12 protein-coding genes are annotated in these 14,408 nt (G+C 58.5%); 6 read left to right on the top strand and 6 right to left on the bottom strand.

Translation table 11 applies throughout. The features are described from left to right. The 5 genes from VG146_08560 to fusA form a co-directional block, all read left to right on the top strand. A partial coding sequence (locus VG146_08560; protein ID HEV2392401.1) for a hypothetical protein occupies window positions 1–182 on the top strand: 182 nt, incomplete at its 5' end. Window positions 183–1,131: 949 nt separating this feature from the next. Continuing rightward, complete coding sequence (locus VG146_08555) at window positions 1,132–1,548, top strand: HEAT repeat domain-containing protein (protein ID HEV2392400.1); 417 nt, start codon at window positions 1,132–1,134, stop codon at window positions 1,546–1,548. Between the two features lie 524 nt (window positions 1,549–2,072). Beyond that, window positions 2,073–2,498, top strand: coding sequence for a 30S ribosomal protein S12 (gene rpsL / locus VG146_08550; GenBank protein HEV2392399.1), 426 nt, complete (start codon window positions 2,073–2,075; stop codon window positions 2,496–2,498). 36 nt (window positions 2,499–2,534) lie between these two features. Continuing rightward, the gene (gene rpsG / locus VG146_08545; GenBank protein ID HEV2392398.1) at window positions 2,535–3,008 is read left to right on the top strand and encodes a 30S ribosomal protein S7; all 474 of its coding nucleotides are present in this window, start codon (window positions 2,535–2,537) and stop codon (window positions 3,006–3,008) included. A 92-nt stretch (window positions 3,009–3,100) separates the two neighbouring features. Further along, window positions 3,101–5,293: an elongation factor G gene (gene fusA / locus VG146_08540; protein ID HEV2392397.1), complete on the top strand. Its 2,193-nt coding sequence runs from the start codon at window positions 3,101–3,103 to the stop codon at window positions 5,291–5,293. Between the two features lie 141 nt (window positions 5,294–5,434). On the opposite strand, the gene galK is transcribed toward fusA, so the two are convergent. The 5 genes from galK to VG146_08515 all read right to left on the bottom strand — a co-directional run bounded on the left by galK (window position 5,435) and on the right by VG146_08515 (window position 10,349). Next, a complete protein-coding gene (gene galK, locus VG146_08535; protein ID HEV2392396.1) occupies window positions 5,435–6,604 on the bottom strand; it encodes a galactokinase in 1,170 nt (389 codons plus the stop codon). A gap of 27 nt (window positions 6,605–6,631) precedes the next feature. Then, window positions 6,632–7,672: an aldose epimerase family protein gene (locus VG146_08530; protein ID HEV2392395.1), complete on the bottom strand. Its 1,041-nt coding sequence runs from the start codon at window positions 7,670–7,672 to the stop codon at window positions 6,632–6,634. Window positions 7,673–7,730: 58 nt separating this feature from the next. Then, window positions 7,731–7,994, bottom strand: a complete 264-nt coding sequence (locus VG146_08525) for a hypothetical protein (protein ID HEV2392394.1) — start codon at window positions 7,992–7,994, stop codon at window positions 7,731–7,733. 18 nt (window positions 7,995–8,012) lie between these two features. Further along, window positions 8,013–9,941, bottom strand: a complete 1,929-nt coding sequence (locus tag VG146_08520; GenBank protein ID HEV2392393.1) for a sodium:solute symporter family protein — start codon at window positions 9,939–9,941, stop codon at window positions 8,013–8,015. 192 nt (window positions 9,942–10,133) lie between these two features. Beyond that, complete coding sequence (locus VG146_08515; protein HEV2392392.1) at window positions 10,134–10,349, bottom strand: hypothetical protein; 216 nt, start codon at window positions 10,347–10,349, stop codon at window positions 10,134–10,136. A 156-nt stretch (window positions 10,350–10,505) separates the two neighbouring features. On the opposite strand from VG146_08515, the gene VG146_08510 reads away from it, so the two are divergent. Continuing rightward, a complete protein-coding gene (locus tag VG146_08510) occupies window positions 10,506–12,329 on the top strand; it encodes a glycoside hydrolase family 3 N-terminal domain-containing protein (protein HEV2392391.1) in 1,824 nt (607 codons plus the stop codon). Here VG146_08510 and VG146_08505 read toward each other — a convergent pair. Beyond that, the gene (locus VG146_08505; protein ID HEV2392390.1) at window positions 12,323–14,347 is read right to left on the bottom strand and encodes a hypothetical protein; all 2,025 of its coding nucleotides are present in this window, start codon (window positions 14,345–14,347) and stop codon (window positions 12,323–12,325) included. The two genes, VG146_08510 and VG146_08505, sit on opposite strands and share 7 nt — an antisense overlap. Window positions 14,348–14,408: the final 61 nt, after the last annotated feature.

The following is a 14,408-nucleotide window of genomic DNA, read 5'->3' as shown; positions in this document are numbered from 1 at the left end:
GCAGGCACGAAGACTCGGCCTTGGTTTGCTGGGTCCATCCCTCCGAAAATGATAGAAGTCCCCAAAGTGAAAAGGCCGGCGACGAGTATGCTCCCCTTAATACGGTTGCGCTTTCGTTCGCGTCGTATCTCAATAAGTTCTACCGACGTTCGCTTTTTCCACACGGCAGTCAGGTGGTTTAACGATTATTCAATGAACCATCCATTCGTATTTTGAACCATGCCAGTCCAATGCGCAATGAGGTCAGGTGGGATGGGTTGGGGATTGCTGGGGGGCATTTGGAGACCATCGGCCGCCGGGGTTCGGGCAATGGTGGGTTTTGGGGGGAGCATATTGGAGGCTTTGGGGTTGAGAGGGGCTTACGCTGTGTTTTCAGATTTGAGGAGGGGCGGGGACGGGCCGTCCCCGCCCCGGCGCTGGTGTTGAATACCTTGGGTTAGTCCGTTATGCGCCGGCGGTGAGGAGGGCGGCGGTGGCGTCCACGGCGCAGTAGTCGAAGTCGATTTCTTCGATGAAGCGGACGGCGAGTTGGTCATTGATGAACAACAGTGGTGGGGAACGCGGATTTGGGATTCTATTTAGCCTATGTTTTTGAGATAATGAGCGCGTGAGACCGGGACGGCGGACATTTCTGATCGCGGTAGCATGCGTGGCGGCGGGGATCATCCTCGCAGTCACGTGGCCTGGGGAGAGGGAGCCGGAATGCCAGGGGAAGAAGCTGAGCGAGTGGCTGGCGATTTGTGACAGGGCTCGCAGCACCGTCTTGACCGAGGAGGAGGCCAAAAGGGCTGAGGAGGACTGGGCGCGGAGCTCTGGGGCGGTAAGGTGTATCGGGACCAATGCGATTCCGCTCCTGCTTCGGTGGATCGACTATGCTATGCCGCGCTGGCGGTGGGACTTGATTCGGTTTGGGTACAGACATGCGGGGCAGTCGATGGAAAACCGCAGGGTCCAGCATTTTCTCTCCGGAACCAGGGGGGGTGCGCGCGGAGTTGGCGGCAGAGAGCTTCGAAATACTTGGACCGGAGGCACGCGGGGCGGTTCATGAATTGGAAAGACGAATGAGGCTGGGGGATAGGCGCGCGGCGGGTGGCTTTGGCGTATATAGGTAAGGATGGATTTGCTGCGCTCATGGGCGTTCTCAGCGACCCCAAAGCCACAAACCGCTCGACGGTTGCTACTTGTATTGGAGGGATGCGAGGGATTGGGACCAACGCCGAACAGGCCGTGCCGTTGCTCGTTGAGGCGCTGAGCGGAAAGGATTCGCGTTTGGCTACGACAGCCGCCATGGCCCTGGGGGAGCTTCATTTGGACGCGGCTGTTGCCGTGCCCGCCCTGACAAACTGTTTGAGCAGCAGCGATCCAAGGATGCGCAGCTTGGCCGTCACTTCTTTGCAATTCTTTGGGCCAGAGGCGGGCTCTGCGGCGCCCGCTCTCGCCGCTATGTTGGGTGACCCGGATTACTGGGTGCGCTTGGCCGCTACGAATGCGCTGAGGGCGGTCTCGCCAGGGGCGGTGCAGGGGCGTGGTGTCGGCGGGGTTCATTAATGTGGGAGTGCGGGCTGGATCGGGTTGGGTTTTGGGGCGAAAGCGGCAGAGGACTGCCGCAGTCCACGACGCTGGCGCGCGGGACTGGGCCGGAGGTGGGGTAATGTGGGTGGGAGTTTTCACGGTTGAACATCGAACGTTCAGCTTCGAACGTCGAACATCGAACGGGGCTGTTTGCCGGGGGTTGTTTGGGGTGGGGCGGAGGTGGCCGTTCGCTGCGACGAAGGGACACGGAAAGCCAGCCGCCAATCTTGATCAGAGACTCCTTACGTCGTCTCCTACACAGTCTCCCACAAAGGTTTGGAACTGACCTGGAACTGACCTTGTCATTGGGCCTGCTCACCGCTGGGCGGCGGCGAAGGGCGCCTGCGCCTTGCGCACAGTGATTCAACCTGTTCTAATTTAAGTCGTTGCGCGATGCGCAAAGGACGTGGAAATAGTTGTTGCAGCCGGAGATGCATTTGCTATATTCCGCGTTCCGTTTGCCTCTTTGGTGGCAAGGCGGGCGCGAATTTTTATTACACATGCCGACAATTAATCAATTGGTCCGTCAAGGGCGAAGCAAGCTGAAGCGCAAATCCAAATCGCCGGCGTTGCACAACTCGCCTTTTCGGCGGGGCGTTTGCATCCAGGTGATGACGCGGACGCCGAAGAAGCCCAATTCGGCGATGCGCAAGGTGGCCAAGGTGCGGTTGACCAACGGGCACGAGGTGATTGCTTATATCCCGGATGAAGGCCACAACCTGCAGGAGCACTCGATTGTTTTGGTCCGAGGCGGAAGGGTCAAGGATTTGCCCGGGGTGCGCTATCATATTGTCCGTGGGACACTGGACGCTGCGGGGGTGGAAAAGCGCCGCGTCAGCCGGTCGAAGTACGGTGTCAAACGCCCCAAACCGGGGGCCAAACCAGCGGCTGCGGCAGCGCCTGCGGCGGCCGCGCCAGCGGCTTAACGGTTTTATTCTTAACCAACCTTTGTAAGGCAAACCATGTCACGTCGTCGCCAAGCAACCAAACGGCCAATCATCAAAGACGCAAAGTTCAACAGCACCTTGGTGTCGCGCCTGGTGAACACGGTGATGGGCCAGGGCAAAAAGACCGTTGCCCAACGCATCGTTTATGGCGCGTTCGATCAGATAGCCACGAAGAACCCGGCGACCAACCCGCTGGATATTTTGCAGCGCGCGGTGGACAACGCCAAACCGCGTCTGGAGGTGAAGGCGCGCCGGGTGGGCGGGGCCACATACCAGGTGCCGCTGGAAGTGCCGGCCGACCGTCAATTCGCGCTTGCCTTGCGCTGGCTGGTGGATTTTGCCGATAACCGCAAAGGCATTCCGATGAAAGAGGCCCTGGCCTCGGAAATCCTGGATGCGTACCAAGGGCAGGGCAATGCCATTCGCAAACGCGACGAGGTGCATAAAATGGCCCAGGCTAACAAGGCGTTTGCACATTTCCGTTGGTAGGATACTTTAATTGCAGTACGCCCCGATGGCCGAAAGTTCTCGGGGCGTTTTTATTCCCAAACGAAGCCACAATATAGAATCGGAGACTTTAGATGGAAGCAGTCGCAGAAAAGACCAAACCGGCGCAAGCCGTTTCGCCCAATTCGCCCAACCGGCCTTACCCGATGGAGCGCACGCGCAACATTGGGATTGCGGCCCATATTGATGCGGGCAAAACGACCACCACCGAGCGCATCCTCTTTTACACCGGGCTCATCCATAAGATGGGCGATGTGGATGACGGCAATACGGTGACCGACTGGATGGAGCAGGAACGCGAGCGGGGCATTACCATCACCTCGGCGGCGACGACTTGTTACTGGACCCAGAAAGAGGACGGGACTTATAAGTCGTTTCAAGGGGTCCCGCACCGGGTTAATATCATTGACACTCCGGGCCACGTCGATTTCACCGCTGAAGTCGAGCGTTCGATGCGCGTTCTGGACGGGGCGGTGGCCGTGTTTTGCGGCGTTGCCGGCGTGCAACCCCAATCCGAGACTGTTTGGCGCCAGGCCACCAAGTACAAGGTCCCCCGAATCGCGTTCGTGAACAAAATGGACCGGACCGGGGCGAACTTCGAGAACGCCCTGAGCGACATGCGCAAGAAACTCGGGGCCTATGCGTACCCGATTTTCCTGCCGATCGGGAAAGAGGAGAATTTTCGCGGCGTCATCGATGTGGTGAACCAAAAGGCCATCGTCTATGACGAAAGCGACGAGGTTGGGTTGAAGTACCAAATCACCGATATTCCGGCTGATCTGAAGGATACGGCCCAGGCGGCGCTGGCGGAGTTGATCGACGCCGTTTCGAACAAGGACGATCATATTGCGGAGTTAGTCATCGAGAATAAATCGATAACGCCCCAGGAACTCAAGCCGGCCATCCGCCGGCTGACGTGCCGGATTGACATGATCCCGGTGCTTTGCGGCTCGGCTTTCAAGAAGCGCGGCGTCCAGCCGTTGGTTGATGCTGTCATCGATTACCTGCCATCTCCGCTGGACGTGCCCCCTGCGGCAGGCGTAGCCCCTGACTCGAATCAGCCGGTTGAAGTGCCCTCGAATGATAACGGCAAGTTTTGCTCGCTGGCCTTTAAACTCTGGACTGACCCGTATGTTGGCAAGCTGGTTTTCTTCCGTGTCTATAGCGGGCATCTCAAGAAAGGCGATGTCATTTACAACCCACGCACACGCAAACGGGAGCGCGTCAGCCGCGTGTTGATGATTCAGGCCGACAAGCGAATTGATGTCGAGACCACCTTTGCGGGGGATATCGCGGCGTTGGTGGGCATTCGCAATATTACAACCGGCGATACCCTGTGCGACGAGGATTTCGAGATCATGCTCGAACCGCCTACGTTCCCGGAACCGGTCATCTCGATGGCGGTCGAGCCCAAGACCAAGGCTGATCGCGAAAAGATGAGCGAGGGCCTGCAACGGCTCGCCGAGGAAGACCCCACCTTCCGCTGCTTTACCAACGAGGAGACCGGCCAGCTCATTATCGCCGGCATGGGCGAGTTGCACCTGGAGATTATCCGCGACCGCTTGTTCCGCGAGTTCAAGGTGGCGGCCAATGCGGGCGCGCCGCAGATCGCCTACCGGGAAACGGTGACCAAAGCCGCCGAAGGCGAAGGCAAATTCATCCGCCAATCCGGCGGGCGCGGACAATATGGCCATGCGATGGTCACCCTGGCGCCAAACGAGCGCGGCAAAGGGGTTGAAATCGAGAATAAAATTGTTGGGGGCGCGATTCCCAAGGAATACATCCCGGCGGTTATTGACGGGGTGGAAGAGGCAATCGCCGGGGGCGTGCTGGCCGGTTACCCCGTTGTGGATGTGAAGGTCGAGGTTGTCGATGGCACCTTCCACGAGGTGGATTCGAGCGAACTGGCCTTCAAGATGGCCGGCATTTTCGCCCTCAAAGACGCCGCGAAGAAGGCCCATCCGATCCTGCTCGAGCCGATTATGAAGGTGGAGGTTACCACCCCCGACGAGTACCAAGGCGACCTGCTGGGTGACATCAACCGGCGGCGGGGCAAGATTGTCAATATCGAGGCCAAGGATAGCTCGACGGTGCTCAGCGCCGAAGTGCCCCTGGCGGAAATGTTCGGTTATGCCACGGCGATTCGCTCGCTATCCAAGGGCCGCGCGGCCTATTCCATGGAGCCGTTCCGCTTCGAGCCGGTGCCGAACAACATCGTCACGGGAATCCTCGATGCCGCCAAAGGCAAGCCGGCGGCAAGGGCGTAGCGGCAGCTTATCGGCAGAACGGGCGGCTCAGGCCTTGGGAGTATCCAAACAGGCTATCCTGAGGCCCCCCATTCGTCAGGCGGCTTTCCTTCGCAACCGGCTTATCAGGGCCTTGCGGAGACTCGGCCCACCGAGAGTGAACTACAGTACGCTGGCGCCGGCGGCGGGGCGCGACACGAAAAGAGTTGGTTTAATTCGCGTCCGCGTTTCGTATTCAGCGGCCACCCGATCGGAAATAGCAGGCACTTTGTCCGCTTGCACCAGAGCGACGGTGCAACCGCCGAAGCCGCCGCCGGTCATCCGGCAGCCATAAACGCCGCCTTGGAGGCCGATGGCTTGGGCTATCTCGACGATGGTATCCAGTTCAGAACAGCTCACCTCGTAATCATCTCTCAAAGAGGCATGGCTGGCATACATCAGTTGACCGACTGTGGGCCAATTGGCTGCCCGCACGCCCTCGGCGGCATGGGTTGTGCGTTCGATTTCCCCGATAACGTGCCGGGCACGGCGATAGACCACCGGCTCCATTTTGTTGCGGGCGCCTTCAAGTTGCCCGGCATCGGCGTCGCGGAGCGAGGCCACACCAAGTATCTTCGCCGCTTGTTCGCACTGCGCGCGGCGTTTGGCATATTCGCCTCCGGTCAGCTCGTGTTTCACATTGGTGTTGGTGATGAGCAACTCGACGGCGAGGTCGCTCATGGGGACCAAAACGGTTTCCCGTGAGCGGCAATCGAGCAGAAGGAGGTGGTCTTTGCGTCCCATGACAGAGATGAACTGGTCCATTATGCCGCAAGGCATGCCGGCGTATTCATGCTCCGCTTTTTGGCAGAGCAAGGCCTTTTCGACAGGATCGAGTGTCTTGCCGGTGATGGCTTCCAGCAGGGTCGCCGTCGAGACTTCCAGCGCCGCGCTGCTGGATAAGCCGCCGCCCAGCGGAACAGTCGAGTGAATCAACGCATCGAACCCTGGCGGAGTGATGCCACGCCCGATGAACCTGGCGATCACGCCCAACGGGTAATTAAACCACGCGCCCTTGGCGCCGGGCCGAAGCGCTTTGGCAGTATCGATGCGGGCGACCTCCTCTTCGGCAGTCGAGCGGAGTTCGATGACGCTGCCACCGCGCCCGCCAGGCGCGGCTGCTATGACCGTGTATCGATCGATGGCCATCGGGAGGACGAAGCCGTCATTATAGTCCGTGTGTTCGCCGATGACATTCACGCGCCCGGGCGCCGCAGCAATCCAAAGCGGCGGGCGGCCATAGGTTTTGGCGAAGCGGTCCGCCACTTCACTTCCAAGGTCCTTTAGGGTCATAAAAGAATCGCTGTAGCCTGCCCAGGTTCACCGGACTGCGAACTTGTGGACTGTGGTTTGCCGGTAGGTTTGCCCTGGCCGCAGGATGGTCGATGGGAAATTTGCGTGGTTCACGGAATCGGGGAAGTGCTGCGTTTCGAGGCAAAAGGCATGGTGCTGTTGATAAACAATACCGCTTTTGCCACGGAGCGTGCCATCCAGGTAATTGGCCGTGTAAAGCTGAACGCCGGGCTGGGTCGTATGGACTTCGAGCACCCGGCCACTCGCCGGCTCGTACACACGGGCCGCCAGCGCCAGCGCCTGGCCACCGCTATCGAGCACATAATTATGGTCGTAACCAAATTCCTCGCCGCGCATTTGGGAAATGCGCGCGCCAATGGTTTTTGGGGAAGTGAAATCCAGCGGCGCGCCTTTGATCGGTTTGATTTCGCCGGTTGGGATAAGGGTGCTATCGCTCGGGGTGTACTGGCTGGCAGCGATCATCAGTTCGTGTCCAAGCACATCACCTTGGCCTGCGAGATTGAAGTACGAATGGTTGGTGAGATTCAGCGGAGTGGCCTTATCGCTGACGGCGGTATAATCGATGCGCAGCTCATTTTGATCCGTTAACGTCATCAGCACGGTGGTTTCGATCCGGCCAGGATAGCCCTCCTCGCCGTCAGGGCTGGTGTAGGTAAATTGCACCGAAGTGCCCGGTCGCGGTTCAGCTTTCCAGAGCGCTTTATCGAAGCCTTTGATGCCCCCATGAAGATGATTCGGCCCGTTGTTGATGGCCAATTGATAAGTCTTGCCATCCAGGGTGAATCGGCCCTTGGCAATCCGGTTGGCGACCCGCCCCACCGTGCAGCCGAAATAAGGGTGTTTCTGCAGATATTGCCCAAGATTGTCAAACCCGAGGACGATGTCGCCCAGAGTGCCGGCGCGGTCCGGCACGTGCAACTCAGTGATGATGGCGCCATAATTGGTGATGCGCGCGATGAGGCCGTTGGCGTTCGTCAACGTGAACAGTTCAACCGGCGTGGAATCGGGCAGTTTGCCGAAACTGGATATTTGGACATTAGCTTTCATCCCTAAAAGGGCTGTTCAACCGCACTTCCTGGGAGGGCCATGGCGGTTTTAACGGTTTTTAGCGGCGGGAGGCGATTTCCTTCGGGTCAGATGACTCTGTTTCCGGCTCAGGCTGCGGTGGCTTGCGGCTGCCGCGCCAAGCCATCATCAGCATCCAACCGCCGAAAACCAGCAGCACCAATCCCCAATAGAGGTTCAGGTTCAGGCCGAGCGACCTTTTATACAGCTCCGCATCGGAGGAAGTGAAGATGCCATAGAGCGTGAGCATCAGCCCAACCAGCGAGAACATGAGGCCGATAGGCCAACGAATATCCAGACCCATAATCAGTTTCTTTCTTTGTTAACGGAAAACCAGGTTCAAGACAAGGCACCCGGCCAACAGCGCCATCCCGAGGGTTGCCGGACGCAGGTACCAGGCCTTCTCATCATCGCGCAGCTTGGGTGTGAGGGAATAAACCAGTCCTTTGAGTTCTTCATCCGATTTGGCGCGGCGCGTAGCCAGAGAGATAGTGAACGTGAGAGTGAAACAAACAATGAATGCGAAGCTGGCCAGCCAGAAGTTCTGGGCCATTTCGCTGTGGAAAACCTTCAGCACGGCCAAATACCCCCCTTTGACTCCTGGGGCGTTTCCGGCGGCAATAGTCAGGGAGTGGAAAAGGGCCGAGGCGCCAATGCCGCCGAAGAGCCCAAGGAAGGCGCCTGTCCCGGTGGTGCGCGCCCAGAACATGCCGAGCAGGAAGGTTGCAAAGAGCGGCGCATTGACGAATCCGAACACAAGCTGAATGATGTCCATCGCGTTGTTGTACTGCCTGGCAAAGTAGGCGCAGGCAATGCTGAACAGGATGCCCACCACCGTGATGAACTGGCCCATGCGGAAGTAGTGCCGGTCGCTTTTGTTGGGGGCCATGTAGGCCTGGTACAAATCATAGGTCCAGACGGTGTTGAAGGCCGTCACGTTGCCAGCCATGCCCGACATGAAAGAGGCCAGCAGGGCCGTCAGCGCCAACCCAAGGAGCCCGTTCGGACAATATTTTTTTACCAACGACAAAATAACTCCGTCGTAATCATATTCAGCGACGGAATTGTAAAGGCCCTCTTTGATCTGGGCATCGGACAGTTGGGGGGCGTCTTTGATGAGGGTCGCGACCCTTTCTCCGCTCATTTTGCGGCCCATGGCGCTCGTGACCGCTGCCACACCCGCCGGAGCCGGCTGGTTGGCAGACGATTTGACGGCTGCGACGGCCTGGTCATAGACCTGCGAACTAATGATGGGCGGTGGGATGCGATAGTTCTTGTTGGGCATCGAGGTCAGTGCCACGGCGATCATCCCTGGCACAATCACCAGCATCGGGAAAAGCATTTTGGGCACCGCCGCTATCAGCGGTGTGCGCCGGGCGGCTCCCATGTTTCGAGCGGCCATCGCGCGCTGGACCACGAGGAAATTGGTGCACCAATAGCCGAAGGAAAGAACGAACCCGAGACCAAACACCATCGCAAAGACATCGACGCCCATTGGATTTGCCTTCGACCCGCCGAGCAACGGTTTCCAGGCGCTGGTCCAGGCGTCCGCAGCATAGGCCTTGGTGCCCAAGTTGAAAGCAGCCGGGTCCTGGGCGACCGTTTGCAAGGAATGGTTCATCGCGCCCCATCCGCCAAGGTCTTTCAGGCCCAGAAAGACCACCGGCGCAAAGCCCAGCACGATCATAAAGAACTGAAGCACCTCAGTGTAAATGGCTGAGGTCAGACCGCCCTTAAGGACATAGACCAGCACCACCGCAGAACAGATCCACAGGGCCATGTGGTAGTTCCAACCCAGAAGCTGGTTGAGCAGCTTGGCCAGTGCGTTCATGGAGATGCCCGAGGCAAACACCGTCATCACCGCAAAGGCAATCGAATTCAAAGCCCGCACCCGCTCATCGAACCGCATTTTGAGGTACTCGGGCACCGAGCGCGCCTTGGACCCGTAATAGAAAGGCATCATGAAAATCGCAAGGAATATCATCGCCGGGATGGCGCCCACCCAGTAGAAATGGCAGGTGGCGATGCCGTATTTGGCGCCGCTGGCGGCCATGCCCACCAATTCGAGCGCGCCCAGATTGGCTGAAATGAAGGCCAACCCGGTCACCCAGGCGGGAATCGACCGGCCCGATGTGAGGAAATCCGAGGAACTCTTCAAATAGCGCCGCAGTGTGAACCCGATCCCAACGACGAACGCGACATAAATCAGCAGGATGGCGTAGTCAATCAGGTGGAGTTCGGCGCTTTGCATAATTCGATGAGATTCGAGCTAAAGCGGTTCTAAGGATTTTCCCCGCCAATGTCAATCAGGAGAAAAAAGAACGATTAGCCGCAAAGGAACGCACAGAACGCAAAGACTTAAGCTTTCGCTTTGCGTTCTCTGGCGGCTGTTATTTGAGGACTTACGAGGACGAAAACGAGAACGACCAAGGATGCGGCCTATTCACAGCACCAATTCCGCTTCGTTATGGCGCAGGTAATTCAGCAATGCCTCGATGCCGATGAGTTGGGTCAGCGCTGCCTTTTGGTTCGGATTGCGCAACATCTTGTAATGAATGAGCCGCTCCCCCAGTTCGACAATATACAGAAAGCCGTGCTCAAGCTTCCACAGTTGCCCCGCTTCCAGCCGCCGCAGACGGTTTCTTTCCTCGATTTGCATATAACAACACAGACACATCCGGGAGGTGTTTTGTTTCCACAAAATGCATTACATTTTTGTAAGCTGTCTTTACATTCAATGCCGTATTCTGTATCAGAACCCGTGTTGGCTCGTTCTCTGCAATCGGATTTGCTAAACTCAAATTCAGAAGACCACATGCGCACCTTAATTGTCCCCGCTTTGAATTGTCGGATAGTTCCGCTCATTTTTTGCTGCCTCTTGTCCGGCTCGCTGGCGGCCAAAGAGCCTGGCGAAATGGAGCGGCGCGTCGAAGAACTGCTTTCGCAAATGACGCTGGTCGAAAAGATCGGCCAGATGACGCAGGTCGATATGAACGCCCTGAAAGACAAGGCGGACCTCGCGCGATACGGCATCGGCTCGATGCTCAGCGGCGGTGATTCGGACCCGCCGGACATCACAGCGGCGGGTTGGTTGAAAGCCTGCGAGGGGTACCAAACCTGGGCGTTGAAGTCGCGGCTGAAAATCCCGCTCGTTTATGGCATTGACGCCGTGCACGGCCACAACAATGTGGATGGGGCGGTTATCTTTCCACAGAACATCGGTCTGGGGGCGACCCATAACGCGGGGCTGGTGGAAAAAGCGGAGCGGATAACGGCCCTGGAAATCGCTGGAACTGGAATTCACTGGGCATTTGCGCCGTGCGTGGCGGTGGCGCAATGCGAGTCGTGGGGGCGCACTTACGAGAGTTTCAGCGAGTCGCCGCAACTGGTCTCCGAGTTGGGCGCTGCGGCCGTTAAAGGCATCCAAAGCCCGCTGCCTAACGGCGGGACCGTCCTGGCCTGCGCGAAACATTTCCTCGGTGATGGCGGGACACAAAACGGGATCGATCAAGGCAACACCGTGTGCGATGAGGCGACTTTGCGCAAACTGTACCTTGCGCCCTACGTGGCGGCCATCCAGGCAGGCGCCGGCTCCATCATGGTTTCCTATAGCAGTTGGAATGGGGAGAAGATGCACGGAAACAAACGCTTGCTCACCGATGTGCTAAAAGGCGAACTAGGTTTCCAAGGCTTCCTGGTCAGCGACTGGGCCGCAATCGACCAACTCTCAAGCGATTATAAAAACGATATCGAGCGCTCCGTCAACGCCGGTTTGGATATGGTCATGATTCCGAACGGGCCAGGACAGAAAAATAATTATGTCGAGTTTATCGACCTGCTCACCCAACTGGTCGGAGAGGGGCGCGTGACGCAAGCGCGCATCGATGACGCCGCGCGCCGGATACTGCGGGCTAAGATAAAGATGGGCCTTTTTGAGCATCCTTATTCGGACCCAAAGCTGGTTGCTGCAGTCGGCTCGAAGGCGCACCGCAAAGTAGCGAGGGAATGCGCGCGCCAATCGCTGGTCCTGCTGAAGAATGAAAACCATGCGCTGCCTTTTTCGAGAAAGCTCAAACACCTGGCCGTGATTGGCAGAGCGGCGGATGATTTGGGGATGCAATGCGGCGGATGGACCATTAGCTGGCAAGGCAAGCCCGGCGAGGTGACGCACGGCGGCACGACCTTGCTGGCCGCTATTCGAAAAGCAGCCGGGCGCCATACCGAAATTACCTGGTCGGCGGACGGCAGCGGCATTGCGGGAGCCGATGCGGTGCTGGTGGTTCTGGGCGAGCAACCCTACGCCGAGATGAAGGGGGACCGGACGGACCTGCGGCTCACGCCCGAGGACCTCGCTCTGGTCCAGGTTGCAAAGAAGACCGGCGCCCCGGTGGTCACGGTTCTGCTCTCCGGGCGTCCGCTGGTCCTTGGGGAGGCATTGGATGCCAGCGACGCTCTGGTTGCCGCATGGTTACCCGGAACGGAAGGCGAGGGTGTGTCAGACGTGCTATTTGGCGCTTACAAACCAACCGGCAAACTGCCTCGCACCTGGCCGAGAACCAACGCGCAGCTCTGCGATACGATGAATCGTCCCGACAGCGAGCCGCCGCAATTCCCATTCGGATTCGGGCTGACCTATTGACCGGCCTGGGCAAGTTCCAGCGGCTCGGTTTTTTTGATCGGCTGAGCCGGTGCTTTGAGCACGTCCATGAACCCGCGAATTGCCCCCAGGAGCGCATGGGCGTCGGTTTGATCGAGCCGCTTGAGGACACATTCCCATCGGAAGGCGAAGCTGCCGGCGGGATCGTATTTGGACCCCTTGAACATATTATCGAAGGCGCGGCGGCGTTTGCGGTAATCGCCCTGGACGTGAAGGAACTGCTCGCGCAGGGCGGAGAGATAGAGTTCAGCGAACTCCGCCGGATTCGAAACAATAGCCGCCCGGGTATTCACTGGCCGGGCATAATCCGCAGCAAAGGCCTCGAGCGGCACGAGATATTCGGTGAAAGCGCCGCTGTGGTCGCCGACAAGGATTTCACTGGGCAATCCATCGTCGTCTTCGCGGACGACTTCATCCCCATCATCAAAGGCGCATCGGGCGCTGTGGAAGGAGCGCCCGACGATGAGGCTTGCAGCCGCCGCGCGGCCCAGCAGGGAAGCCAGTTTCGCGGCATAGCCTGGGCGCGAGTAACGGTCGAGGGGCAATTTGTCCGTTGCGATTCCAGGCAGGTACTCCCGTTCAAAATAAGTGGTGCGAATGGCCTGGCCGCGATGAGTGGCATTGTCGCCCTGGTAAGTCTCGCTTAACTGGCGCATGAAAAGCCGCCGGCACATGTTCATGCCCAATTGGCGGCAACCCAGCCGGCGGTCCAGCCAATAATCCGTATATTCGGCGCTCTCCTGGATGGATTGCAGGAGCGGTTTGCCTTCGTCCAAATGTTCCCAAACACCCCACTTTTGCAGACGCAGGAACCGCTTGAGGGGCTCCGGCTCGCTTGTGGCGCGAAACTCTACCATAAACACGGCGCGACGGCCCTCCTTTTGCGGGCGGTCCAGGGAGAGGGATTCGGGGACACAACCCAGGTTGATGTATTCCAAATCGCCGTACTCGCGGACTAGATTGAAAATGATCGCCTTGGCCCTCGGGTCGCAGAGCCGGCGCAAATCGGGTTGCTCGGGGTGCGCCGCTGCCTCATCGAACACCGAATCCAGCAGGAATTCCCCCTCTTCAAAACGGCCCCCGGCAAGCCATTCGATCTGAAGAAAGAATTCCGGGCTTAATCCGGCAAGGGCTTGTTCGGTTTCCGCCTCGTTGCCGTCGAGGAATAAGGTCGAGAGCATGCGCCTGGACCAGGTCTTGTTCTGGCAATCGTCTTTGCGTAACTCTTCATCGACAGCCAAACGGAACAGCCCCTTCAACTCCTCGAATTTGGCGCGCAACTGTTCTGGGCTGAGTTGTGCGAAAATGGGGCCGGCGAATTGGCCGGCGCCGAACCGCTTGGAATCAGCGGCAAAAAAATCCAACTCAGGCCGGTCAAAGCGGTTACGTCTCAGCGAGTAATTGGCGATTTCCTGCAAATGGCGCGCCAGTTCCGGGGTATCCAGCCGCTGAAGGCCATCAAATTCCTGGCAGGTCAACCAGCGGGTGCCAGTCAGCCGGTTGTAATAATAAATGGGTAGCCCATCAATGCCGACCTTTGAAGCCATCAACAATCGCTCTTTTGCCTCGAGGGTTTTGGGCAGCGAGCTGAGCCGCCAGCATTCGCCGCGCCTCTTAATCGCTTCGCGCACGCGCGAGTCGGACACGGAAAGGAATTTGACCTGGCGTTTAGAGACCAGGCCTTGCAAGAAGTCATCTGCCGCCAGCGCCAGCTCCATCCGGTCCGGATCGGGCCGGATTAGGATATGGTCCGCCTCGAAAACCAGGTCCACCGAGTTCACCGACAAGTCCTGTTCCTCTTCGGGTGTCAGCGGGGCGTTGGCCTGAGCCGCCCGCCGGGTATTGAGAAGATCGATAAAGTTGGCGCGTTGCCAGGCATGAACTGCAGGCGGCTTGGTATAGAGTGCGGCGAACTGCGGGAACAGAGTGCCGATGCGGGTGGCCTGCCGGCCCGCTTCATCGCGCTCAAAGGGGTGAGGCCCAATCAGCTCAAGTGCCATGCAGCTTTGAGAAGGTCAGCGCGCGAGATCGTGCAATTTGGCCTCAGAGAAGACCGATTCA

The sequence above is a fragment of the Verrucomicrobiia bacterium genome (assembly GCA_035946615.1).
Classification (GTDB): Bacteria; Verrucomicrobiota; Verrucomicrobiia; order Limisphaerales; family UBA8199; genus DASYZB01.
The sequence above is the reverse complement of the archived record's forward strand: the minus strand, read 5'-3'. Positions and strand labels throughout refer to the sequence as shown.

What these genes read in the sequence shown, in the direction of transcription:
- VG146_08555 (HEV2392400.1), top strand. Translation starts at nt 1,132, where the DNA reads ATGGGCGTTCTCAGCGACCCCAAAGCCACAAACCGCTCGACGGTTGCT.
- rpsL (HEV2392399.1), top strand. Translation starts at nt 2,073, where the DNA reads ATGCCGACAATTAATCAATTGGTCCGTCAAGGGCGAAGCAAGCTGAAG.
- rpsG (HEV2392398.1), top strand. Translation starts at nt 2,535, where the DNA reads ATGTCACGTCGTCGCCAAGCAACCAAACGGCCAATCATCAAAGACGCA.
- fusA (HEV2392397.1), top strand. Translation starts at nt 3,101, where the DNA reads ATGGAAGCAGTCGCAGAAAAGACCAAACCGGCGCAAGCCGTTTCGCCC.
- galK (HEV2392396.1), bottom strand. Translation starts at nt 6,604, where the DNA reads ATGACCCTAAAGGACCTTGGAAGTGAAGTGGCGGACCGCTTCGCCAAA.
- VG146_08530 (HEV2392395.1), bottom strand. Translation starts at nt 7,672, where the DNA reads ATGAAAGCTAATGTCCAAATATCCAGTTTCGGCAAACTGCCCGATTCC.
- VG146_08525 (HEV2392394.1), bottom strand. Translation starts at nt 7,994, where the DNA reads ATGGGTCTGGATATTCGTTGGCCTATCGGCCTCATGTTCTCGCTGGTT.
- VG146_08520 (HEV2392393.1), bottom strand. Translation starts at nt 9,941, where the DNA reads ATGCAAAGCGCCGAACTCCACCTGATTGACTACGCCATCCTGCTGATT.
- VG146_08515 (HEV2392392.1), bottom strand. Translation starts at nt 10,349, where the DNA reads ATGCAAATCGAGGAAAGAAACCGTCTGCGGCGGCTGGAAGCGGGGCAA.
- VG146_08510 (HEV2392391.1), top strand. Translation starts at nt 10,506, where the DNA reads ATGCGCACCTTAATTGTCCCCGCTTTGAATTGTCGGATAGTTCCGCTC.
- VG146_08505 (HEV2392390.1), bottom strand. Translation starts at nt 14,347, where the DNA reads ATGGCACTTGAGCTGATTGGGCCTCACCCCTTTGAGCGCGATGAAGCG.